The organism is Parabacteroides sp. AF18-52 (assembly GCF_003479145.1).
Taxonomy (GTDB): Bacteria; Bacteroidota; Bacteroidia; order Bacteroidales; family Tannerellaceae; genus Parabacteroides; species Parabacteroides faecis.
In genome coordinates this window covers 59,954-85,540 of sequence record NZ_QUGR01000010.1, presented here as the reverse complement: position 1 = coordinate 85,540, position 25,587 = coordinate 59,954, and the positions used below count along the sequence as shown (strand labels likewise).

Here is a 25,587-nt window from a genome sequence, read left to right as displayed (position 1 = left end):
GTTAATCTTCCAACGTAAAGCTTTTCTTTCCGATATGGTTACCATCAATAAATATATCGACCCGGTAAGTTCCCGGAGACAGGAACTCTTCAATATCCCAGTACATCGTAACCGGATATTCTTCTCCATCGTATTCGATCAGCTTCTTCATGGAATAGTTGATATCTTTTCCTTCAAAAGGAAAAACATCGGCACGGCTCTTTACCAGCACGTCGTCGTCCGGCTTCAGGATACGTACATAAACAGTCTTCTCTCCAACGGGAGCAGTAATATTTTTCGCAATACGGAAGTCCACAACGAAACGTTCCATCCGTTTGATCTTCTTCGCCAGCTTTCCACGCGAATTGACCGGAGTAACCGTTATACCTGTAGCATCCAGGCGGCTTGCCAACGTAACGCGTTCGGATAGCTTCTCTTTCTCTTTCTTCAAGGTAGCAGCCTGTGAAGTGGCACGCTGATATTTTTGAACGGCTTCTTTTTTCTCTACCTGCAATTGTTCATTCGCTCTGTTCAAAGAGTCGATCTGCACAACATAATTACGCATGATCTTACGAAGCGTTTCCAGTTCTTTCTTCAAACGGGCTATTTCCTTGGTATTTGTCGCTTTTACCGTGCGAAGCTCTTCCATCAAACGCTGAACTTTCGCCTGCTCCGTAGATAACAGACTCATCAATGAGTCATTACCGACTTTGAATTGGTAACCCTCATATTGCATAGAGAGTTCATTGAACTCGTCTTCAAGCGTTTGCTTATCCAGATCATAAGCCTCGACCAAGTCAGTCATCTGCTGCTTTTGCTGATAAATATAGTAAGCGGCACCAGCGATAATCAATATCAAAATGACCACTGCCATGATCAATAATGAGAGCTTATTTATTTCTTTTGCTTCTTTCTTTTCTGTATCCATACGGTTCCTTCTAAAAATGAACGTACAAAGGTAATGTTTAATCAGATGTATTAAAACATATCCTGACCGTTTATACATTTTTTAAGAACTTAACCATTCTTTCAACAAATATGAAACGGTTTTAGCTCCGTCCGGAAGAACAATTCATTCTATTGGGTTTTCCTGTGCTATTTATAGCAGCAGATTATTTCCCCATGCGGGTGGGGATTATTACCCATCTAAGTGGGGAAAAATCCCCACCCGCATGGAAATTCTGCTTCACAGCAATAAAACTTTTGTGAAATCATAAAAAATATATTGAAATTCCCCTATCGATTCCCTATATATACAGCAAGCGCTGTACAGATTTTCTAAATAAAATTACTATCTTTGCCGCACTCAATTAAATAATAACACTGCATGCACGAGAAACTTATTATTCTTGATTTCGGCTCGCAAACAACGCAATTGATTGGCCGCAGGGTCAGAGAATTAAACATGTATTGCGAGATCATTCCCTACAACAAATTCCCGCATGATGCTACAGATGTGAAAGGTGTGATCCTTTCAGGAAGTCCTTACTCCGTTTACGACGAAAATGCTTTTAAGGCTGACTTGAGTGAAATTCGTGGCAAGTATCCGGTTTTAGGTATTTGTTATGGGGCTCAGTTTCTGGCTTACACATCCGGAGGCAATGTAGAACCGGCCAACTCCCGCGAGTATGGACGTGCGAATCTATCGTATATCAACAATGAAGATCCTCTGCTGAAAGGCATCGATACGGGTTCCCAGATATGGATGTCACATGGAGATACAATTACCGTATTACCTGATCACTTTAAGGTTATAGCCAGCACGGACGATGTGAAGGCTGCAGCTTATCATGTGGAAGGCGAACAGACATGGGGAGTACAATTCCATCCGGAAGTATTCCACTCTACAGACGGAACCAAATTACTGGATAATTTCCTGAATATCTGCGGATGTGCCAAAGACTGGACTCCAGCCTCTTTCATCGAATCGACTGTTGCTGAACTGAAAGAGCAGTTGGGTGACGACAAAGTAATCCTTGCCTTATCGGGCGGTGTGGATTCTTCCGTTACAGCCGTATTGCTGAACAAGGCAATCGGTAAAAACCTCACTTGTATCTTCGTCGATCACGGCTTGTTGCGCAAGAACGAGTTTGAGAACGTGATGAAAGATTACGAGCATTTGGGATTGAATGTGATCGGGGTAAATGCAAAAGAGAAATTCTATAAAGCGCTGGCCGGAGTGACCGAGCCGGAACAGAAACGTAAAATCATCGGTAAAGGTTTTATCGATGTATTCGACGAAGAAGCCCATAAACTGAAAGATATCAAATGGCTGGGACAAGGCACGATCTATCCGGACGTAATCGAGTCTTTATCCATTACTGGTACCGTGATCAAGAGCCATCACAACGTGGGTGGCCTGCCGGATACCATGAAACTGAAGCTGGTGGAACCGCTTCGTCTCCTTTTCAAAGATGAAGTCCGCCGCGTCGGTATCGAGATGGGTATGCAGCCGCACCTGATCAAACGCCATCCGTTCCCCGGTCCGGGTTTGGGTATCCGTATTTTAGGCGATATAACACCAGAAAAAGTACGTATCCTGCAGGATGCCGACGATATTTATATGTCACTGATGCGCGAATGGGGTCTTTACGACAAGATCTGGCAGGCCGGAGTAATCCTGCTCCCGATCCAGTCGGTCGGAGTAATGGGTGACGAACGTACCTATGAAAATACCGTTGCTTTGCGTGCCGTAACATCAACCGATGCCATGACAGCCGACTGGGCACAACTACCTTACGATTTTCTGGCTAAAGTATCCAACGAAATCATCAATAAGGTAAAAGGTGTAAACCGCGTTGTGTATGACATCAGTTCCAAACCACCAGCAACAATCGAGTGGGAATAAAATCAACAGAAGGATAATCTAATCAACTTAATAATTTTAGGAGGAATACGATGAAACAAGATATGATCGTTATTTTAGACCTGGGAAGTCATGAAAATACGGTATTGGCAAGAGCTATCCGTGCATTGGGAGTTTATAGTGAAATTTATCCTCACGACATCACTGTCGGGGAATTGAAAGCTCTCCCGAACGTAAAAGGTATCATCATCAACGGTGGTCCTAACCATGTGATCGACGGCGTTGCTATCGATGTAGACCCTGCTATTTATTCTATGGGCATTCCTGTCATGGCTGCCGGTCACGACAAAGCTTTATGCGAAGTTAAATTGGATGAATTTACCAATGATATAGAAGCGATCAAGAAAGCTGTCAAATCTTTTGTTTTCGATACTTGCAAAGCGGAAGCCAACTGGAATATGACAAACTTTGTCAATGACCAGATTGAACTTGTCAGACGTCAGGTTGGTGATAAAAAAGTATTATTGGCCTTATCGGGCGGAGTTGACAGTTCGGTTGTTGCCGCACTGCTTCTGAAAGCTATCGGGGATAAACTCGTTTGCGTACATGTAAACCACGGTTTGATGCGTAAAGGTGAATCGGAAGATGTAGTTGAAGTATTCAGAAACCAGTTGAACGCCAACCTGATATACAAAGACGTGACCGATCGTTTTCTGGATAAACTGGCAGGTGTTGCCGATCCTGAAGAAAAGCGTAAGATTATCGGCGGCGAATTTATCCGCGTATTCGAAGAAGAAGCACGCAAACTGGACGGCATAGATTATCTGGCTCAGGGTACTATTTATCCGGATATCGTGGAAAGCGGAACAAAGACAGCCAAGATGGTGAAGTCTCACCATAATGTAGGTGGTCTGCCTGAAGATTTACAATTCGAACTGGTTGAACCGCTGCGTCAGTTATTCAAAGACGAAGTTCGTGCTTGCGGTCTGGAACTGGGCTTGCCGTACGAAATGGTTTTCCGTCAGCCGTTCCCTGGTCCTGGCTTAGGTGTACGTTGTTTAGGGGCTATCACTCGTGATAGACTGGAAGCTGTTCGTGAAGCCGATGCGATTTTGCGTGAAGAGTTCCAGCTTGCCGGTTTAGACAAGAAAGTATGGCAGTATTTTACTGTTGTACCTGATTTCAAATCAGTAGGCGTACGTGATAATGCCCGTTCCTTCGACTGGCCTGTTATCATCCGTGCTGTCAACACCGTAGATGCTATGACTGCAACAATCGAACCGGTTGACTGGCCTATCCTGATGAAGATCACGGACCGTATCCTGAAAGAGGTGAAAAACGTAAACCGCGTTTGCTACGATATGTCCCCGAAACCGAATGCTACTATCGAGTGGGAATAATCGATACAAACATCTTATAACAATAAAGCCCGGTCTTGAAATCTGAACCGGGCTTTATTATATTTCAGAATAGAACATCCCTTATTGACAACCGGACTCTCCCTGCTTTATCTCTTTTATTACCCGACAAGGATTACCGACAGCCAGTACATTCGACGGAATATCTTTCGTCACTACACTTCCGGCACCGATGACAGCATTATCGCCGATAGTCACTCCCGGTAAGACAGAGACTCCCGCACCGATCCACACATTATGACCGATCGTTACCGGACGGGCATATTCAAGTCCCCGGTTCCGCTGTTCCACATCCAATGGATGCCCAGCCGTATAAATACCAACATTCGGGGCAATAAAGGCATTATCGCCGATACAGACTTTTGCCCCGTCCAGAATAACCAGGTTCACATTCGCATAGAAATTCTCTCCTACTTCGATATTATATCCGTAGTCGCAGGCAAAAGGGGGCTCAATAATCAGACTATCACCTGTTTTACCCAATAAGAGCTTTAACAACTCTGCCTTTTCTGTTTGTTGTGAAGGGCGCAGGCGATTGTAATCGTAAAGTAACTCTTTCGCCTTTTCACGGTCAGCCAATATCTCTGTATCATAATTGGCATCATACAATAACCCCTGACGGCATTTTTCCTTTTCAGTCATTATTTACATCTTTATGTTTTCCGCAAATATAGGAGATTTATTTCAGCTTACGAGGACTTTCTCTTTTCCGCCAGAAATTTTCAATTTGTTCCAGTGAAACACCTTTTGTTTCCGGAACATAGAAATACCCCCAAATCAACGCAAGAAAAGCAACTCCTCCATAGAACCAAAAAGCACCTGCCGGATTCCCCAGATTTTCACCATCCATTATTATTTCTTTTCCGGGTATTGTCAATGCTTTTACAATTTTAAAGAAAGTAAATGAAACGATGCTGTTGAAAAGCCAAACAGACAGCGAGCCGAGAGAAGCTCCTAACCCGCGTAATTTTAAAGGGAATATTTCTGAAATAATAAGCCAGCCTAAAGGACCTATACTGATCGCAAAAAAAGCGACATAACAGAATATAAGCAAAATAGCCACCCATTTTACCGAATCGCCCAACTGATTTACAAAAACAAAGCATAACCCCAGGATTAAAAGAGATACGACAATCCCTGACAATCCGATAAAATAAAGCTTTCTTCTTCCCAAGCGATCTACAAAATAAACAGATACAACCGTGAAAATAACATTGACCACCCCAACTCCCACAGAAGCCCAAATTGCCGCAACAGTCCCGTCAAAACCTGCCATCAAAAAGATCTTAGGACTATAATAGATCACTGTATTGATCCCGACAAACTGCTGAAAGAACATAATCCCTATACAGATGATCAGAGGGGTTCTCAACCAGGGTTGCAAAAGTTCTTTCCATCCGGATTTTTCCGTTTCGCTTCTTTTTATTTCCTCTTGCATCTGTTGAAAAGAATCCTTTGCCTGTTTTTCTCCTTCTATTCTTTTCAAAATACGGATACTTTCGCTATGCCTTCCCTTCGACATCAGCCAACGGGGAGTCTCAGGCATAAAGATCATACCCACAAGCAATATACAGGCTGGAATAACTCCCACATAGAACATTGGTCTCCAACAAGACATATCACCTTCATCTGCAAAATATAAATCTGATAAATAAGAAACCAAAACCCCAATTGTAACCATCAACTGAAACATTGAAACAAGCATTCCCCTCACTTTGGCTGGCGAAATTTCTGCAATATACAAAGGGACGGCAAAAGAAGAAACCCCAATCGCTATTCCCAGAAAAAGACGAGCCAGAACCAAATTCCAGGCATCAACCGCAACTCCGGACCAAATTGCCCCTACAGCAAAGATTACGGCAGAGGCTAAAATTACTTTTTTACGTCCTAAACGGTCTGTCAACCTACCACAAAACAAAGCACCTAAGATTGCCCCCAGCAAACCTGCCGACGTAATCAGTTCTATCATATTATTGTCTATTCCAAAATCCTTCTGAAAAAATGGAATGGCTCCCGAAATCACACCCGTATCAAAGCCGAAAAGTAAACCTCCGGTCGCCGCAATCATCGCTATGATATAAATCAACATCTTATTATGCTCTGTTTTCATGGTATTCAAATTATATATAAAATCCCTTTATGGAATAAATCGTCTCCAATATTCCTCTTTTATTTGTGGAGAAGGAACAAATAAAAAAGTCTCCGGGTCTTCTTCAAATGTACAATAAATAGATTTATCTTTTTTTATCCCTAATTCCAAATAATCGGCAGGAGACTTACATATCAGTTCCGACGGTTGATAGGCTGGATTCTCCAACCATTGAATCTCATTCAATTCATCAAAAACCGGATACCAGGCTATTCCGTTATGTTTTCTTACCCCCTCATAAACGAAACCATATTCCCGATCGCACCAGGCACCAAAAGTAAGCGGTTTATCCGGATTGGCACTGATAGTCGCATGTGCCCAATAAGGAGGAACAATAACTACATCACCCGGATTGGCATAAACTGCAAAACAACGCCCCGGATTATCTTCTGCATATTCCTGCATATAAATAATTGCTTCACCGGACCATATCTCATACACCTCAGGAGTAGACCAGTTACTGAAAGAAGAAACTTTATGGATATGTCCCTGACTCCGGATAGGCTCTATCCCCAGCTTTCCGGTAGCATAGGTTACGACACCGTACAGCAAATGCATCGAATTCAATAGTTCTTTATGTTTTATTTTACCTACATCCATTGCAATAGAATAGACTATATCAGGCCCGGCACAGTCGGGGTCCATCAAACTTTTTGAAATGTCTTTCAACTTTCGTCTCTCTACCTGAGGGCCAAAAATACTCGGACCGTAGGAAAAGCCCATAGGCTCTTCGATCAAACCGATATCGAGTCCCGGATCAAATACATTAATAACCGGAGAAACACCCGGTTTATCTTCATGCAGATAAGATTTCATTCTTCCTTCTTTGATTGGTAAAACTATATTCCGCCGCCAGTACAGCTGCATTATCCCCCAGTTCCGATGCCACAATTTTCACATTCTCCGTAGGGCACCATGCCAGTCGTCCGACCCGTTCGCAGATATAAGGTAATATAACCTCTTTACTCTTCATTACGCCCCCTCCCAGCACAACCACCTGAGGATCATATGCATGTATATAAGTAACAATAGCAGCACTCCATACGTCCAGACATTCGTTCCTTACGATCAAAGCATCGATGTCGCCGCAAGAGGCCAAATTAAAAATTTCTTCAAAATCATAGCTATCCGCTTTTTCCCGAAAAGCAGCGGATAGTTTTGGGTTTTCTTTTATAATAGAAGACAGGAAAAATGACGAAGAAAGTGCTTCCACACACCCCACATTTCCACAGCTACATTTACGTCCCTTATAGTCGATCACGAAATGACCGCCTAACGAACCTGCCTGATAATGTTCACCGTACAAAACACGACCGTCCAAAACGACTCCGGTTCCTATTCCGGTTCCTATTGTCATCATTACCACATTGTCCAATCCCCGTGCCGCTCCACAAACCCATTCACCAACAGTTGCCATCCGGGTATCATTGTCCATATAAAAAGGAACCCCCCAGTTCAACTCACACCATAGCCGGAGATTCAATTCACAGGCGTCATTGTATTTCTCATTGGTGGCAAGCACCTGGCAATGTTTCACATCGACAATCCCGGGAAAAGCCAGACTAATCCCCACCAGATCGGAAGTCCGGATTTTACTGTCATGTAACAAAGCATTAACCGCTTCTTTTATTTTAGGTAAATTACTTCGAAGCCCCTTTTCCGAATAAGCAGGCAGAATTATAAAATTCAAAACTTGACCGGACTGAATCAATCCGATCTTTATAAAGGTTCCTCCTAAATCTATTCCAACAGTATATTTAATCATATCCTTTAAACTAAAGTAGGTACTCCGTTTACATCTATCAAACGCTGTGCAAACCCGGCAGCAGAGATTGTTGCATAATCATGCCCGGCATCAGAAGGCCAACAAGCAGAAAACACTAACTTCTGATATCCTGTATTAGCCACCCGATGAGCTACTTTTCCGGGTATGTAATGCAAACTACCGGGGAATATCCGTTCAGCCCATACCTCTCTCTGTTCATTCATCAAAATCAGCATACCTTCACCTTCCACTCCCCAATAAAATTCTGCCCGATCGCTATTTGAGTGAAAATGGCCCTTTGTCATAAAAAATTCAGAGCCGACCTTCCCCGGATAAAGGGTAGTAATCCCCATAAACAGACCACCGGGTGTATTCTCTAAAACCGGGAGATAACTACTGACCTGATAAATGACCTGATCTTTATCCATTCCATCAAATGCCTGTCTGTCTCCAAATATCCCATCCAATTCACCCAGTACACGAGTCGATTTTATCACATCTTCCCCAGTAAGGCAATTGTTAGTAAAAAAGACTTCGGGTATAAAAATTCTATTTGTTCTCATAATCCTTATTTTTTACATTGATTTTTATCTTTATCTGATCCATTCATCAGCCGATAAATAAAATGCTTTGTCGGCTTGCCCCTCGGGAATTTCCATATAGATACGTTTCTCTTCGCCTGGTAATAAATTGAAATAACCGTCAGAAACATATACTGGTAATAAAGACTTTCCGGATTCCTTCTCCCGAACATTCACTTTAATTCCCGTTGCTATCTGTTTCGAATTATTCCTGATATCTGCCTGAACCACGACTTTTCCTTCTTCCGTCTTACGAACAGTCTGTTTGATACGAAGCTGTGATTTTCCTCCTTTTTGCAAAACTGAAAAATCAGACGGCGAAACAGGGTTGATCCAATAGTCATTTTCAGAAAGCATCTTTCCTCTCCGGTCGAATAACTGAAGACGAACAAGGGATACATCTTTTATTTCCGGAGGGAACGCGACTTCCATACAATCGGTCAACTTGTTCGCTGCTAAGTTTACTAACCTATTTCTTTCATATAACTTATTTCCTTTCAGATCATATATTCTGAAAAAAGCCTTTGTTCCCGGGAGTTCTTTAAGTGTGGTATTGATTACCTGTAATTTTCTGTTTACTGAATTCCACTGGATATGTACCGGTTCACATGCTTTCTTAACTCCATAAAAAGAACCATGCGTTTCATAATCGTATGAATAAGTCTGCCAAATCACACTAGGCCATGCCGGATGACTCATCCACAGCAATAAACCACTGGCATAATTCCACATTTTCTGATTCCAGGTCTCAAACATGTTACGATACAGGTTATAATTAATAAATTGAGCACGTGAACAAAATTCATCTGCATCGCGGGACGGCTCTGCTCCTAACCGATCTATATCGCGGATATAATTCTTCCAATCAAAACTTTCATAATGCAAATCATGATAATACCAGACATCGCCAATAGGCCATAAATCTTCTGCCGGTATAAATTTGCGAAGAGTTTCCGCTGTCGGCACGGAGGGCGCTCCCAGTTCTGTACTGAAGCCATCGGCTTTCTTGGTCAGATATTCCAATTGATTATCGATATAATGCCAGGGGCCACTTGAACAAAGGTTTAAATCCCTTGAATTACCATGATAGTGGCGGGTCCCGTCCATCGTACTTATTATTCTCTGAAAACCATCTTCCAAGATTTCCGGGGCATATCCTTCATTTCGCGGACACCATACGGCAATGGACGGATGATTACGGAAACGAAGAACAATATCCTGTGCATTGGCTAGGAATAATTCATCATCGAGAGGTTCCAGGTTATAATCCTGGGTTGAGATGGAAAAGTCATTCCATACAAGCAAACCATATTCATCACAGAGAGTATAAAATAATTCTTCTGTAGATTCCCCTGTCCAGTTCCGTACCATTGTAAAATTCGCTTCTTTATGCAAACGGAAATAAGGTTCCAGGCGTTCACGAGTCACTCGTTTCATTCCATCATCCATACCCCAATTTCCACCCCGGCAAAAAATAGGTTTTCCATTGACACAAATAGTCAGAAAAGGATTTTCCGGTTGTGTTGTTTCTTCCCGGAGATATTTTATAGCACCATCTGTTAATGAAGGAATAACGACTTGGGGGAAGCGGGTATTTTCAACTGTCACACGTTTTTTATAGTCAAACAAAGGTTTTCCGGTTTCTTCTATATCCGTGGGACTATATTGAAAACGAATATTCTTTTTTTCGGCAGACTGTGCCATTAACTCATAGGAAAACTCCCGAATGCCAAAACGGATTTCTTTTTTTTGTTGTACCTGATCATCCTGAGTCACAGTCATAGTCAATGTATATAAAGGCTGTGCACCGTAACCGTTCGGCCACCATAAAGCAGGATTATGGATACAGAGTTGTTCGAATTGTTCCGGCGTAAAACAGATTTCTTTCTGTTCAGACGGTTTCAATACGACTTTCTGAGAAAAGGTAATATGGTCAATTTTTCCATTCACTGAAACAGTTTTTACCTCCTCTGTCGTATTAACCAACCGTGTTTTTATTTTAATATCGGCATAAGTAGTATCAGGTAATGGTAAATCTGTTATGACCTGAGGGTCTTCCATCCAGACATCTCCCCCCCGCATCAGTTTCACATCCTGCCATATACCTATATTTCTATCCCGGATACCCGGTATCCAATCCCACCCTTCCGATGAAATAAAAGTAGGGCCGTCCAGGCAAAGAGCACCTCCGTTTCCTCCGAACCATTCCTTAGTTTCTTCAAAGGGGATTCCCGGATTATCGGGAGGAAAAATATGAACAGCCAATGTGTTTATTCCCTGCCTGTTCAGTAAACTCCCCACTGAGAAAAGACCTCTCTTAAAAGCGCCGTTCATAGTCCCCAGCCGGTAGCCATTTAACCAGACTTCAGCTTTATAATTAATGCCATTCAACAAAAGCCGGCAGTTCGTTTCCTCCATCTCCTGCGGCGTTTCAAAAGATATCCGGTACCACCAATCCATACGGCAAAGCGTATCTGGTATAAGTAAATTATTCAAGCCATAATAAGGATCCGGATATACGGACTGTTCTACTAATGTCGTAAGAACCGTTCCCGGTACCACAGCATTATACCATTCGGAAGAATTGGTGCCGGTATCCCACAAAGACATACCTTTTCCTGCTAACTTGTATCCTTCAATCATTTCCCAGCCACCGGAAAACAGGTAATTACCTTCTTCATCTTTTTGTAATTGTCCGGGTATAGCCTGATAAGCTTTCCTTTCCAATATATTTTTCCCGGCTTTTGAACGAGGGAGCTCATTTGGCTGTTGCCTGACGCTTCTGCCAAAATTCAATTTACTTTGTCCTGTGACCAACTCTCCCATCATCAAGAAAAAGAGTAGGCTTAACCAATATACCTTTGTCATATCTTTATTCTACTTTTTCAACAATTTATCTTCCATCACCTCCTTAAAAAGAAGATATGCTTCAGGAGTTATGTGAATATGGTCCTGGGTAAAATATTTCATGACAGGACGATCCTTCTCATCGACAAATTTGTCCCAGACACTTACATAATCCATATAATCATACAATGCAGCATATTCCTCCATCAAATGATTGGCTCTTTTATATTTTTCAAAAGATTTTACCCGGGCCGGACAAGGTTTGATCGATACAAGTAAGATACGGCACTCCGGATAATGGTAATGAATGAGACGGCACATACAAATCACATCTTCCATAAACTGTTCCGGAGTTGTTTCCGTCTCATTCAAATCATTATCTCCCTCATAAATAACTATTTGCCGAGGGTTAAAAGGTTTGACAACTTCATCGAAATAATAGATCTGATCACACATCATGGAACCTCCAAATGCTCGATTCACCACTACAGAATTAGGGAAATATTTCTCTGTATCTCCCCATCTCGTGAACGTAGAGCTACCTATAAATAAAACACAACCTTGTTTGATTCCTTCTTTTTCGTTTTTATCTCTTAACTCCTGAATCTTTTCCTCCCATTGCTGCGCCCGTTCATATTGCGCCGAAACACAAATGCAATGACAGAGTAAAACACAAAGCAGAACTATCTTTTTCATGCCAACTAACCTTTCTTTACTGCACATTCAACACCTCACAAATACCGGAGATATGCCGGAAATCGATGAGCGTTACTCATTCTTATTCCCGACATGCTCCTTTCTCCCTATTTTTTGACTTTAAAACACCAGAACCAGGCTTCCCAACCATTAGACAATACATGAGCCAATACCATTTTGTCTTCTGTCAACTTCAGGATATCGAATTCATGAATAGTCTTTCCTCCTTCATTCGGAGAAATGCCTTTCAAAATTGTTCCATTCACAATAGTCAACGTACCGATAGACCAAGGCGTCCCGTCTGCCATTACTTTTTGCTTGGTCATATCAAAATTAAAACTACCACTTTCCACGACTTTTCCAGTCTGGCTTATTTTTGTGAAATTCGCCGCACCGTTCAAATCGAAATGCATGACACCGTCTTTCCCTACTTCCGGATCTTGCTGGTCCATATCTCCAGCTTTGATCGTTGCCCAGGCCGGAGCTGTATTACCAGGATAACCGCCATTGCCCCAAACAACATCATCCGGGCTGGTATAATCCCACATCCATGATTTACCTTCTTTGTCCGTACCGGCAAAAATCGCCCATTCATCTTCTATCGGATAAAGAATATTGTCGATAGTCACTTTACGTACTGTCGAAACTGTTCCACCAGCACAAATTCCCGTAAAAACAATCTCTTTTTCTCCTAAAAACGGGACCAGAACCGTATCCTGCTGACGAACAGAAATGCCTGAACCATAATTCCAATGTGATCCGACCATCGGAGTTTTATTTATCATTACAATCTTATTTCCACCTTCCGTCAGCGGATAAACATCCAAATTCAATTCGCTCTCTGCGACAATACTACCTTGTTTATGCTCCTCTTCTATTGGATTACAAGACAATTGAAACATTGCCAGTAATGAAAAAAGAGCGATCATTATCTTTTTCATATAATTCCATTTAACTGTTTGATTAATACAATGCATCGTTACCCCAGCCCGGAGTTTGTTCAAGTACTCCTGCCGATAAATCTATCTGCGTTTTAGGAATAGGCATAAAACCACCTGTTTCCTGAATACGTTGTGTCAAATTACCCATACTCATTACATCATCCACACCGTTGTTCTTCACCTTTACCCCATTCTGCTTTTCCAGGGATTCACCAGCGATTCCCCAACGCAGCAAGTCGTAATAACGGGAGCCTTCAAAGGCTAATTCCCAACGGCGTTCATTCTGCAATGCTTTATCAGTATAGCCCGTCAAAGGAGTCAAACCTGCACGTTCGCGCACTCTGTTCAGATAGCTGACATCTTTCTTTAATTCAGCCATCATCAACAAAACATCTGCAAAACGGATAATCACCTGGTCCTGGGTATTATCGATCTGGAAGTCAGGAGTACGTCCGTATAATATACAGCTGTAATTGACACATGCCGTTGTCCCGTCCGACTTAGCCTGGTGTGCATTTATTGCGATATATTTTTTCTGCCAGTAACCGGTTTCCTGAATCTGCATACTGGCTCCCCATGTATAGCTTTTTATATTTTCATCCGGGTTATTTACATCCAGAATAGATGCAGCGCGTCTGAAATCATTCGGTTCACTTATTTCCCAATCACTTACCAGATTTGTACTGACCGGTCCGGCTCCCCATCCCTGCCCGAAAGGAAATATATTCTCGTAATTCGGTTGTTCCCGAATAGAGAAATAAAGTACCGGCTGATTCCCATAATAGATACTGGTCGAATGATTCCCCATTGAAGAATATTTAATAGAAAAGATTGTTTCATTATTCTGGTCGTCCCCCACCCAGCTCAAGTTGTTATCGGTAGCAAACTTATAATCAGGAGCTGTTGCCGAGTTTGCATAAGGCCACAAATTACCAAAATTGGAAACCAAACCATGACCACTATTATTGATACAGTCATCCAACCAACTGATCACTTCCTGCTTCGATACAGAACCACCATCCAGTAAAGGAAGTGTCTCCTGTTTATAGTATCCTGTATAAAATAAATAAACACGTGCCATTAACGATTCGGCAGCCCATTTTGTAGCGTGCCCCAGCTGACTGTCTTTTACCTCATATTTCTTATCCGGCAAAGTCTGAATTGCATATTTCAGATCTTCGGCCATTTGTGCATATAAATCTTTTGCTTCAGCCCGTGGATTATTCACAGCCTCTGTTGTTAAGATCAAAGGAACTGTTCCAAACATACGGCATAACTCAAAATAAAAGTAAGCGCGCAAAAATCTGGCTTCCGCCGCGATCTGCTCCTTTAGTTCCGGTTTTTCCCATGTTTTTACAACATCAAGAGTTTCCAGTAACATATTGGAACGGAAAATTCCCTGATACATCTTTTTCCAGAAATCCGGAAACATGTCATCATTTATCTTTTTCAGTTGATCCATCGCAGCCCAACTTCTGTCTACCGCAGCTCCACCTCCCAGGCGATCATCCGAAAGTAACTCAGACACCAGGAAAGTACACTGGTTGACATTAACTGACGGTAATATAGAATAGACTCCGGTCAACGCATCCAATGCATCCTGCGAAGTTTCAGGGAAACTCGACGTATCTTTTTTCACCAAGTTTTCTGAGTCCAGAAAACTGTCGCAACCTGTCAAAAGGAATACGAGTAATGAAAGAAATGCTATTTTTTTCATATTTTCAAATCGATTAGAATTTTAAATTAACACCTACCATATATGTTCTCGGACTCGGATAGAAACCTACATCGATTCCGGAAACCCAACTTTTGTCTGCACCATATCCAATTTCCGGGTCCATGCCTGAATATTTGGTGAAAGTTGCCAGGTTTTGAGCTGTTACATACAATCTGGCCTGTCCTAACGGCATACGGGGGAATAATTTTTTAAAATCATATCCCAAGGTCACATTCTGGATACGGAAATAATCCCCGTCTTCAATAAATATATCCGAAATATACAACCAGTTTGCGTTTGTTCCCGATGCTACACGAGGCAGACGATTGGATGTTCCCTCACCATGCCAACGATCCAGAATATCAATAGTATAATTTTCTTTCGGTTGGTCAGTAAACGACCGGTACGACTTGGCGATCTGATTTCCAAATACGGCATTCGTCGTTATTCCCAGATCAAATCCTTTATACCCTAAATTTAAAGTCAATCCCATAGTCACATCGGGATGAGGATTTCCGATCATACATTTATCCTTGTCATCAATTACTCCGTCATTATTCGTATCGGCAAAGATCAAGTCACCGGGAGCTGTACCGGATAATTTGGCTCCGGAATATTCCGCTATCTGTTTTTCACTCTGGAAAACTCCTAAAGTTTTATATCCATAAAAATAACCGATAGGATAGCCTTCCTGTGCCCGATACATTTCAGTAGTGCCTTCACTCAAAATGTTAGGACTTCCGTGAATAATTCCTTCTGAATTAGCAATACGGGTTACTTCATTTTTATTATGCGACAAATTCAGGTTTACTCCATAAGTAAAATCTCCGGCATGATCATTCCAGTTCAAAGCAAGTTCCACCCCCTTATTCCGGACATCTCCGCCATTGATATAAGGAGCGCTCGTACCGTAAGAATCCAAAACCGGTGCCTGTACCAGCCAATCTTTAGTAGTCTTTATATAATAATCGAATGAGAATCCCAAGCGACCACCCAGGAAACGGGCATCCAAACCTAAATCCAATTGTTCGGAAGTTTCCCAGGTTACATTTTTATTCGGCAAAATATCCGGATAAGCACCGGAAGAAATAGTTTGTTTATCCGGTCCGAAGAAATAGTTGGACTTCAGGAAAGATATCGTAGCCAAATACTGGAACGGATCGATATCCTGATTACCATTTTGCCCCCAACTGGCACGGATTTTAAGGAAATCCAGATAATTTTTCGTCGATTCCATAAAGGCTTCATTACTCATCACCCAACCGGCAGATACAGAAGGGAAATATCCCCAACGGTGTCCTTTTGCAAAATTGGATGAACCATCTGCACGCATGACCAATGTCAGCAAATAAGTTTCTTTATAATCATAATTTATACGACCGAAAAAAGAAGCGATCCCTCTTTTCTGTAAAATCTTATTTTTCATATAGGGAGAACCTCCTACAGTCGTTTTATCAGCATAGACGACTGTTGTATTATCCAAATATGCATGATCGAAATCATCGAATATTGAATTAACATTGCTGGCTGATAAATTATCTCCCAAGCCACTTCTCTCCATGGACTGGCCAATCAATGCACTGAAACTATGATCATTATTTATCTTGAAATCATAACTTATCGTATTTTCCCAAAGCCAGCCGGAATTGATAAACATACGCTGAGTTACTTCATTCTCTTTATTATACACATTTGAAGCCAATTCATAAACAGGTTCAAAACTACGATAAGAATTAGCTTCCATCGTCAAACCGAAACTACTCTTGATCTTCAAATTTTTGATGGGCTGTAAGGTCACATAAGCATTTGCTTTAATATTATGTTTCTTCGTCAAATTCTGACCATGTGCATATTCCATCAGGGCAATCGGGTTTTCGCCGGTAGGATCCCAATTCAATGCATAATGATAATCTCCGTTTTCATCATACATCGGAAGAAACGGATTTGCCTTCAAAGCCCCGTTTATATCGTTCTGATACTGGTTACCGATAGAGATTCCCGATTTCTCACTATAAGAATATGTCAGATTCTCTCCAAACTTAATAATATCCAAATCCTGATTTTTCAATAAAGTATGTTCAGTATTCAAACGGAATGTGTAACGATCGTATTTAGGTTGTACGGGTTTTCCTAAAATACCTTCCTGCGAAGTGTATGATATACCGATAGAATAGACAGACTGCTCACTTCCTCCTGTTATATTCAATGCATGATTTTGAATCGGTGCATTTTTATTCCTCATAGCATCCAACCAGTTTGTCCCTTTATTTGTCCCATTGGCATAACTTTCCCAATTCGGTACCATCGAACTAAAATCATAAGCGGGCAAACCATCCATTAAACGACCTTCATTCTGTATCATCGCATATTCCTGGGCATTCAATGTCGAAGCCATTTTATATACATTCTGCACACCAAAATACCCATCATACGAAATCGAGGCTTTTCCGGCACGCCCTTGTTTAGTTGTCACCAATACTACTCCATTTGCAGCGCGCGAACCGTAAATCGCTGCAGATGCAGCATCTTTCAATACATCGATAGATTCGATGTCTGCAGGATTCAGATTATTAATATCCGCACCGGTTACCCCATCAATAATATACAAGGGGCCGGAAGAACCTGTTGTTCCCAAACCACGTATCGTCACGTTGAAACCCTCACCAGGCATACCTGACGATTGCGTTATATTCACCCCGGGTGTCTGACTTTGCAAAGCTCCCAAGGCACTTACCGTATTCAATTTCTGAATATCATCGCCTTTAACCTGTACAGTTGCGCCCGTTACCAGTTTCTTCTTCTGAATACCATAGCCGATTACTACTACTTCCTCCAGAGCTTGTGAATCTTCTTTTAAAACAACATGATACATGGCAACATCAGGCTTGACTGTTACCAATTGTTCCTGATAGCCGATATACGAGATTTGTAAAATACTGCCGTCCGGTACCGTCAGAGTGAATCTTCCGTCCAAATCTGTGACCGAACCATTTGTCGTCCCCTTCTGAACCACATTTACACCAATCAGAGGTTCATTTCCGACCTCTGATACCACGATTCCGGAAATGTTTTTTCCCGTTTGAGCTTCTGCCAGCAGATTTCCTAAAAGCAGGAAAACGGAAATGAAAACCAGATAAAAATTTCTATTTTTCTTTCCCATAAAAGAATTGATTTAATTGATTAATCACTATTTTTTTAATGTAACTTCCCTGGCGGGAACGAAAATGCTCCTGCCTATATATATTTTAACATAAAAATTTTGATTACTGAAACCTAAAGCCGCCTCAATAACTTCGCGGCAACTTCATTGTTCATGATAATAGATTCATCCAGTATAGCCGATTTGATTATTGTTGTCAAATTCTGATGCCATTTTACATCACGCCACATGCCGACAAACTGAGGTCCACAAAAATTACTGGTCGCTATCCCTGCCCACATGCCTGTCTGAGCTGCAGTTACCGTACCCAGTGCACAAAGTTCCTTCACCCAATCCCAATTCAGTAAAGGCCAGTCTTTGTAATCCACAATCCCCCAACATTCTGTCGTAATAAGGGGACGGCCCGTTCTCTTTGCTATTTTTCCAGTTAGCTCTATTTTATCCGTCAATAACTTTTGCCAGTAGGAAGGTTTTTCCTTATAAAGCTTTTCTGCTACTTTGACTACTTTTTTATACGCTTCAGGAGAATATTGTCCATCTTTATAATCAACGAGTTTATAGAACTCGCTATTATTCTGATGTACCATCCATATATGATGCTCATACAAATCCAAAAAAGAAGTGTCTATTTCTTCATATTTTAAAACATCTCCGTTATCGAAAGAGAAAAGGAAAGGCATATCCGGATATTCTTTCCTCATCCGGGTCAAGGCATGTTTCATCCATTGGAGAGACTCTTCTTTATGCCATTGTCCCCACACAACATGCGGATACCGGGAAGAGAAAAAAGGTGCCCACAAATTACCCGGCCATTCATTACACAAATCCACATATAATACCGTATCCAACAAGCCGTCTGTCTCTATGGTCCTGAGAGTCGAGATCCAGCAATCAGCCATTTTATCGGCGGTCGTTATTTTCATCCGGATGTCATCTACATCCTGACGATACCAGGATGAAAGTCCGACTTTAATATCACGCTCCTTACATTTTTCAAGAAACTTATTCAAGTTGGGCTGAACCTGAACTTCGTTCAGATCCGGACTACCCCAAACCTGTTGATTCCAAACTTCGTTCAACATCCATTTTTTGGTCGGATCTTCTGCTATCAAATGTGGGTAAGCATCGATACGTATAGCATTATAACCCCGTTCCAGCAATTCATCCAATACTTTATCCCAATCTTCGTAACCGGCACCAGGCCAGCGGCGTTCCAACCAGGAAAAGTCCCACATGGTAATGGCACGAGGCGATACTTTATTTTTACTTGTTTCAGAGACTCCTGCTATTCTGTCATAAGAAGAAGCTCTTAATGTTTCAAAAGAAGCAAGACCACCTAAAGTAGCCATAGTAGTATGTTTTATAAAATTCCTTCTGTCCATATTCATTACTAAAAACGGGATAATTTGTATTTTTCACTCAAAACTGTTCATTCAAAAAACTGTTGCATCCATAGGCTTTCTTATTAGAATTATAACTGTTAACTACATTTCGATATATCTATATTGCAAAGATATAATCAGTTAGCTCTATTTCTTTTCTTGATTCTTGCGTATAATTCTGGTATTTTACCATAATTTCTGCATCAGATAACTTTTTGGTTCTTCACTCCGAATTTTTTCTGATATTCAGATGGCGACATTTGAGTGGAACGTTTAAACTGTTCTATAAAGTTCGACAGATTATTAAAACCGGATTCCATACTTAATGTGGAGATTTTCATACGTCCCTCTATCAAAAGCTTTTTAGCATGACCTATACGTATGTCATTCAAATACTGGACAAACGTCTTCTTGGTCCGTCCTCTGAAATAACGGCAAAAGGCATTAGGTGTCAAACCGACCAAAGATGCGACCTCTTCCAGTTTGATGGGTTTCGTAAAGTTCTTCATCATATACTGGTAAACTTTATCAAATCTTTCAAAATCCGATGAATTGACAGATTCTGTAAACCCCACACTGGCAAGTAATTCATATTCGTCCGTTGTAGCCATCATTTCCAGCAATGAGATGAAATTAATGATACGGGTAGCCCCTGTATCACTCACCGATCGTTGAATAAAAGAACCTATGGCATCCCTAGACTTACCCATAAATTTTATTCCCCGCCTGGAACGCTCTATCAACTGACGTATATTTTGCATTTCCGGCAAGCGGATCAGGTTTTCTTCAAAAATATCTTTCAGGAAAAAGAGACACAAGCAGGATGCTTTCAATCCTGCCCCCTGTTTGAAGAATTCATCGTCATTCCTCCATTCATGCGGCAGTTTAGGACCGACCATACAAACATCACCTTCCTGGTATCTGTCAATATGATCTCCTACAAAACGTGTACCGGTACCTTCCAGTATATACATAATTTCTATTTCCGGATGATAGTGCCACGGAACAATGAAATGCGGCAGATCCTCTTTATAGAAGTTTATGTAACTATTACTTGTAAATGGTAATTCCTGATAAAGTGGTATCATAATATTAAATTATTAAAGAAAAAGGTTGTCAAATAGTATACTCATGTCACTTGCACAAATATACGATCAAGCATATTTTGTTATTTCTACGATATTCACATAAAATCATAGTATTTTACCATTCGTGCAAAAAACGGCTATCAATGTTTAGCTATCAGCTACTATTTATCCCCTCCTTTTCCGTTAGAATACTAAAGAATGATCCAAAGAAAAATAAAAAAAGGATATGAACCAAAAGAATCCTTTCGGTTAACATATCCTTTTTTCTGTCTCTATATGCTGTTACTGATTCAATACATGTATCGTATGACAAGCTACCAACGCGGCAGTTTCCGTCCGCAAACGGCTCTCTCCTAATGAGATCGGTTCAAATCCTTGCTGTAAAGCCAATTCTATCTCTTCAGGACTGAAATCACCTTCCGGCCCAATCAGAACCAAAGCATTCTCTCCCGGATGATAAAGTTGTTTCAGCAATTTTTTCTCAGCTTCTTCACAATGGGCAATAAATTTACGACCTTCAAACGGTTGTTTTACAAAGGTCTTAAAATCAATCATACCGGTCAATTCCGGTAAGGTCGCTTTTTGTGACTGCTTCATCGCACTGACCAATATTTTCTCCAAACGGGTCGGTTTAATTTCGCGCCGTTCCGAGAAACGACAGTTCAGGCAAGTGATCGCATCAATACCTATCTCGGTAGCCTTTTCCGTAAACCATTCCATCCGATCCATATTTTTTGTAGGTGCGACGGCAATATGAAGATGAAAATTCCACAAAGCAGGTTGTTCCCAACTTTCCAGAATAGAAACTTCACAATGTTTATGATGGGCACGACTGATGGCCGCTTTATAAAAAAAGCCTTTACCGTCTGTCAACAGAATCTCGTCTCCTTCACTCAAACGAAGCACACGAATACAATGACCGGCTTCTTCTTCCGGTAATTCAGGATTCACCGCTATATCCGGCGTATAAAATATCTGCATCTCAAATTATCAATTTTCAACTTTCAATGATCAATTACCCGAGTATCATGCCAATAATCGTAGCGGAAAGAACTGATACCAAAGCTCCGGCAATCATGGCAGGAAAGCCGAAACGAGTAATCATCTCCTTTTTTTCCGGAGCCAGCACTCCCATTCCACCTAATAAAATCCCGATAGACGAGATATTGGCAAAACCACATAATATATAAGTAGACATCAAAATCGATTTCTGGTACATAAACATACCGGCATCTTTCCATTCCTGCAACTGAAAATAAGCGACAAATTCATTCAGGATAGTCTTCTGCCCCAGCAAAGAGCCTACCAACATAATATCCGGTGACGGAATACCGATCAACCACATGAACGGCGCAAGAATTATTCCCAGAATAAACTGGAACGTCAATCCATGAGCCTTCCCGTCAGTCACCGAGACAATCCATTCATTCAATCCGGTATAGCGCCCCAACAAACCTTCCAGCAAGTAATTGGCTAATGCGACCAACGCAATGAAGACCAGCAACATGGCTGCTATATTAACCATCAACCGAATCCCTGTTGACGTTCCGGAAGCCAACGCATCCAATGCCGTCGGATGAGAACTACCCTTTTCCAGACTCGCAGCCTGATCAACTACAACTTCTGTCTGAGGACAAAGCATCTTCGCCAAAACGATCGATCCGGGAGCAGCCATCAACGATGCTGAGATGAGATGCTTGGCAAACAAAACCCGTGCAACCGGATCTCCTCCCGAAAGCATTCCTATATAAGTAGCCATTACTGTTCCGGCAATCGTTCCCATTCCCGATACCATAACCAGAAATATTTCAGACCGATTCATTGCCGGCAAATAATTCTTTATAAGTACGGGAGATTCTGTCATTCCCATAAATATATTACCGGAAGTCACCAGTCCTTCCGCTCCGGAAATATTCATAAACTTCCGTAATACCCAGGAAAAAGCTCCTACTACACGCTGAATAATACCCCAATGATAAAAGAGTGACACCAACGCAGAAAAAAATATAACAACCGGTAATGAATGGATCAAGAAAATAAAGCCATTACTTTTAGTGGCATACGGTCCCAATAAAAAACCTACACCTGCCTGCGTAAAATCCATCAGTTTGATAAAAGCTCTTCCTATCCATTCCAAAGCGGTTCCCACAAAAGGAATATAAAGAACTGCCAAAGCAAATATGATCTGCATGACCAGACCTCCTCCGATCAACTTCCAATCGATCCGTTTCCGATCCTGACTCAAAGCGTAAGCCACAGCCAGAACCGTTACAATCCCTAATATTCCACGTAAAAGGGATTCAAAGCTGATCCCGCTCTGTTGATCTATCATTTGGCGTTCCCCTCTTCTTCTTCACGTCGACGTATCTCATCTTTATACATCTTGGCGTATTCGTAATTCTCATCGGCAATCGCTTCTTCCAGCCGTTCACTCAATTCTTCTTCATCCAAAAGAGAAAGCCATTTCTTTAACTCCGCCTCATCTTCTATATCTTCAGGCTCTTTATCCAGCAAAGAATATTCATCATCGTCCTTATCTTCCAACAATGTAGCTTCCTCCAAAACCACACCGCATTCAGAAACAATTTGTTCTGTTGTATAGATATCACATTTCACACGAAGAGCGATCGCTATCGCATCCGATGTGCGGGAGTCAAGACGTATCTGGGTAATACCATCGTCAAACAATAGTTCCGAATAAAAAACCCCGTCTTCGAATTTATAAATGAAAACCTCTCGCAACTGAATAGCAAAAGCCTGTGCAAAAGTCACAAATAAATCGTGCGTAAGAGGTCTGGGAGGCGTAATATGTTCCAACGCAATAGCAATAGACTGCGCCTCTGAGGTCCCTACTATAATAGGTATACGACGGGCTCCATTTTCTTCCGCCAGTATCAAAGCATAAGCCCCAGACTGGATCTGACTATTCGTTAGCCCCTGAACCCGTAATTTTATTTTTGCATCCACACCACATAAATTTTATAGTCACTATACAAAAGTAATATTATTTCGGAATTAAAAGGGAGAAAGGCTGAAAATGATTCAGTAAGGTATATAAAAAAGAAAAGGTTGTCTCCCGACAACCAATCTTCATTGCTAACCTTAAATCTAATACCATGAAAAACACAGTGCAAATATATGCACTTTTATGTTATCCAACATACTTTTTCGGCATAAAAGAAGATTGTTTTAGCAATATTTCAGTAAAGACTCCACCCGTTTAAGAGACGATAACATAATATACGTACTACTTTGTATAATTGTCTGCTTTCTCTTTCATTCGCTGAACCCGTTTCTCCGTTTCCGGATGGCTGGAAAAGAGCTGACGAAACTTGGACGACTTAGGTGCATCTGCACTCAACTCCAACAATTTAGCCAATGAATCATGCATGCTGTGAGGATCATATCCATTAGCTACACTAAACTCAAAACCGTAATCATCCGCTTCATTTTCCTGCTTCTGCGAATACTGTGCACCAGCCAAAGCCGTAGCCAGGTCGCCTAACTGAGAATCAGACAACTTAGCAACAACATCGCTGGTTGCCCCTGCCGCATTTTTGGCTGCCGAAGTCAGATAAGCGTTCTTCATAGCATCTTTAGAATCGGAATGAAGTACATGACCGATCTCATGCCCGATAACAGCCATCACTTCATTGTCATCCATTATCTTCATCAATCCGCCACAAACACGTACACTTCCGTCACCACAGGCAAAAGCGTTGACGTCGATTACATTATACACTTTGAAATTCAGAACCAAGCCATCCACTTTTATATCTTTGGTCAGACGTTCCAGACGTGCTCCCATTTCCGTATCAGGTCCGGCCACTTCATTATGCGTATCCATCCACTCGATATATTCGCGACTCATATTGGCAATATCGGTATCACTAAGTGTGATCGCTTTTGCCACATCGGTCGCGGCACCGACAACTTTCTTAGTATTAATGGTTTTTCCTCCGATCTTGAACTGGGCAGATGCAGTCAGACTAATCCCTGCCAAAAAGGCTAATGATAATAACGTTGTTCTCATACTTCAATTTGTTTATTTACATACTTAGTTTGTTTGCATTTGTAAAAATTCCATCAACTGGTTAAGTGTGACATCTTTCAATATAACTTTTTTGTTTTTATCCAGCAGATAAAGCGTAGGAATCGCTTTCAAATCATATATTTCATCATTTTTAAGGCTCACTGTGTTATCGTAAGAATTTATCCATTCTGCCGGAACATCCGGTATGTGCTTTCGCCATGCTTCCAGATCTTCGTCCGGATAAACAGCCAGGATCTTCAGTTTTTTGTTTGTCTGCAAACCCGAGATCAGCGGTGAAGACAACAACTGTCCTGTAATTTCTTTACAAGCGTGACAATCCGGATTATAAAAGAATAATAACAGGTAGTCTGCCTTTACATTATATAATGTACCCGTCTTTCCGTCGGCAAGCGTATAAGTAAAATCCGTAGCAGGTTCTCCTACTCTGTTTTTCAATGCCAGTTCCAATAAATGGGCCGGACGTATCTTATTCACTTCATCAAAAACCGGAGCAGCCAGAATCGATTCCAAAACCGGTATATATAACGACTCATCACGCATCGGAGAATTAGGATCATACAAGTACTTCTCATATAAACCGGCCATATGAGCAAAGAAAGTACTATCAGCAGTCGCCTTATGCATCATTCCTTTGATAGACGAAGACGCTACTTCCGGAGATACATATTTCATCAGGTCGATATAGTTTGTAAGTGCCTGTTCCGTTATATCCGGTAGATGGATATAAGCCGTATCGGTAAAATCAAATTTATCCCAATAATGCTGTACCAGATATTTCGCCCGTTCACCCGGATCGGTGATCATACTTGGGACAGCTACCATTTCAAAGCTTTTCGGTGTTGTATCCTTTTTTCCTGTTTTTACAGTTTGCTGACCATGACATGAGCTAAAAATCAACGCAAATACCAGCAGACAAAGTATTCTGACTATCATATCTTTATGTTTTTGTACTGCAAATATAACAGTTACGCGCCATAAATATTCACGAGGGCGCCATAAATATT

Annotated in this window: 20 protein-coding genes; 2 read left to right on the top strand and 18 right to left on the bottom strand. The window is 41.4% G+C overall.

Annotated elements, in window-relative coordinates:
* Window position 1 precedes the first annotated feature (1 nt).
* On the bottom strand, window positions 2-907 hold the full coding sequence (locus DWX23_RS16495; protein ID WP_122352350.1) for a hypothetical protein: 906 nt from the start codon (window positions 905-907) through the stop codon (window positions 2-4).
* 399 nt (window positions 908-1,306) lie between these two features.
* Between DWX23_RS16495 and guaA (DWX23_RS16490) the strand changes: the two genes are divergently transcribed.
* Together guaA (DWX23_RS16490) and guaA (DWX23_RS16485) are read left to right on the top strand one after the other, a co-directional pair.
* The gene (gene guaA, locus DWX23_RS16490; RefSeq protein WP_122352076.1) at window positions 1,307-2,827 is read left to right on the top strand and encodes a glutamine-hydrolyzing GMP synthase; all 1,521 of its coding nucleotides are present in this window, start codon (window positions 1,307-1,309) and stop codon (window positions 2,825-2,827) included.
* Window positions 2,828-2,877: 50 nt separating this feature from the next.
* Entirely contained in the window at window positions 2,878-4,185 is a 1,308-nt protein-coding gene (gene guaA, locus DWX23_RS16485) for a glutamine-hydrolyzing GMP synthase (protein WP_122375291.1), read from the top strand.
* Window positions 4,186-4,266: 81 nt separating this feature from the next.
* On the opposite strand, the gene DWX23_RS16480 is transcribed toward guaA (DWX23_RS16485), so the two are convergent.
* From DWX23_RS16480 to DWX23_RS16395, 17 genes are all read right to left on the bottom strand, one after another.
* Window positions 4,267-4,845 carry a sugar O-acetyltransferase gene (locus tag DWX23_RS16480; RefSeq protein ID WP_122375290.1) on the bottom strand — a complete coding sequence of 193 codons (579 nt, stop codon included), beginning with the start codon at window positions 4,843-4,845 and terminating at the stop codon, window positions 4,267-4,269.
* A gap of 37 nt (window positions 4,846-4,882) precedes the next feature.
* Window positions 4,883-6,313, bottom strand: a complete 1,431-nt coding sequence (locus DWX23_RS16475) for a sugar porter family MFS transporter (RefSeq protein WP_122375289.1) — start codon at window positions 6,311-6,313, stop codon at window positions 4,883-4,885.
* A 27-nt stretch (window positions 6,314-6,340) separates the two neighbouring features.
* On the bottom strand, window positions 6,341-7,168 hold the full coding sequence (locus DWX23_RS16470) for a glucose-6-phosphate isomerase family protein (RefSeq protein ID WP_122375288.1): 828 nt from the start codon (window positions 7,166-7,168) through the stop codon (window positions 6,341-6,343).
* Complete coding sequence (locus DWX23_RS16465; protein WP_122375287.1) at window positions 7,149-8,117, bottom strand: ROK family protein; 969 nt, start codon at window positions 8,115-8,117, stop codon at window positions 7,149-7,151. Before DWX23_RS16465 ends, DWX23_RS16470 begins: the two co-directional genes overlap by 20 nt.
* A 5-nt stretch (window positions 8,118-8,122) precedes the next feature.
* The gene (locus tag DWX23_RS16460; protein WP_122375286.1) at window positions 8,123-8,680 is read right to left on the bottom strand and encodes a glucose-6-phosphate isomerase family protein; all 558 of its coding nucleotides are present in this window, start codon (window positions 8,678-8,680) and stop codon (window positions 8,123-8,125) included.
* Between the two features lie 30 nt (window positions 8,681-8,710).
* Entirely contained in the window at window positions 8,711-11,566 is a 2,856-nt protein-coding gene (locus tag DWX23_RS16455; RefSeq protein WP_122375285.1) for a glycoside hydrolase family 2 TIM barrel-domain containing protein, read from the bottom strand.
* A 9-nt stretch (window positions 11,567-11,575) separates the two neighbouring features.
* Complete coding sequence (locus DWX23_RS16450; RefSeq protein WP_158607088.1) at window positions 11,576-12,241, bottom strand: GDSL-type esterase/lipase family protein; 666 nt, start codon at window positions 12,239-12,241, stop codon at window positions 11,576-11,578.
* 107 nt (window positions 12,242-12,348) lie between these two features.
* Window positions 12,349-13,182, bottom strand: a complete 834-nt coding sequence (locus tag DWX23_RS16445) for a hypothetical protein (RefSeq protein ID WP_122375362.1) — start codon at window positions 13,180-13,182, stop codon at window positions 12,349-12,351.
* 22 nt (window positions 13,183-13,204) lie between these two features.
* On the bottom strand, window positions 13,205-14,899 hold the full coding sequence (locus DWX23_RS16440; RefSeq protein WP_122375283.1) for a RagB/SusD family nutrient uptake outer membrane protein: 1,695 nt from the start codon (window positions 14,897-14,899) through the stop codon (window positions 13,205-13,207).
* A gap of 13 nt (window positions 14,900-14,912) precedes the next feature.
* Window positions 14,913-18,059 carry a TonB-dependent receptor gene (locus tag DWX23_RS16435; RefSeq protein ID WP_122375282.1) on the bottom strand — a complete coding sequence of 1,049 codons (3,147 nt, stop codon included), beginning with the start codon at window positions 18,057-18,059 and terminating at the stop codon, window positions 14,913-14,915.
* Window positions 18,060-18,172: 113 nt separating this feature from the next.
* Window positions 18,173-19,408, bottom strand: a complete 1,236-nt coding sequence (locus tag DWX23_RS16430; RefSeq protein WP_233587637.1) for a cellulase-like family protein — start codon at window positions 19,406-19,408, stop codon at window positions 18,173-18,175.
* A gap of 236 nt (window positions 19,409-19,644) precedes the next feature.
* Window positions 19,645-20,529 (bottom strand): AraC family transcriptional regulator, encoded by an 885-nt coding sequence (locus tag DWX23_RS16425; RefSeq protein WP_122352065.1) that lies wholly within the window; start codon window positions 20,527-20,529, stop codon window positions 19,645-19,647.
* Window positions 20,530-20,811: 282 nt separating this feature from the next.
* The gene (locus tag DWX23_RS16420) at window positions 20,812-21,510 is read right to left on the bottom strand and encodes a 16S rRNA (uracil(1498)-N(3))-methyltransferase (protein WP_122375281.1); all 699 of its coding nucleotides are present in this window, start codon (window positions 21,508-21,510) and stop codon (window positions 20,812-20,814) included.
* A gap of 34 nt (window positions 21,511-21,544) precedes the next feature.
* Window positions 21,545-22,861, bottom strand: a complete 1,317-nt coding sequence (locus DWX23_RS16415) for a NupC/NupG family nucleoside CNT transporter (RefSeq protein ID WP_122375280.1) — start codon at window positions 22,859-22,861, stop codon at window positions 21,545-21,547.
* Entirely contained in the window at window positions 22,858-23,496 is a 639-nt protein-coding gene (locus tag DWX23_RS16410; RefSeq protein WP_122375279.1) for a bifunctional nuclease family protein, read from the bottom strand. The genes DWX23_RS16415 and DWX23_RS16410 overlap by 4 nt, the downstream gene beginning before the upstream one ends.
* Before the next feature lie 280 nt (window positions 23,497-23,776).
* The gene (locus tag DWX23_RS16400; protein WP_122375278.1) at window positions 23,777-24,562 is read right to left on the bottom strand and encodes a M48 family metallopeptidase; all 786 of its coding nucleotides are present in this window, start codon (window positions 24,560-24,562) and stop codon (window positions 23,777-23,779) included.
* 24 nt (window positions 24,563-24,586) lie between these two features.
* Window positions 24,587-25,516 carry a DUF5106 domain-containing protein gene (locus DWX23_RS16395; protein ID WP_122375277.1) on the bottom strand — a complete coding sequence of 310 codons (930 nt, stop codon included), beginning with the start codon at window positions 25,514-25,516 and terminating at the stop codon, window positions 24,587-24,589.
* Window positions 25,517-25,587 lie beyond the last annotated feature (71 nt).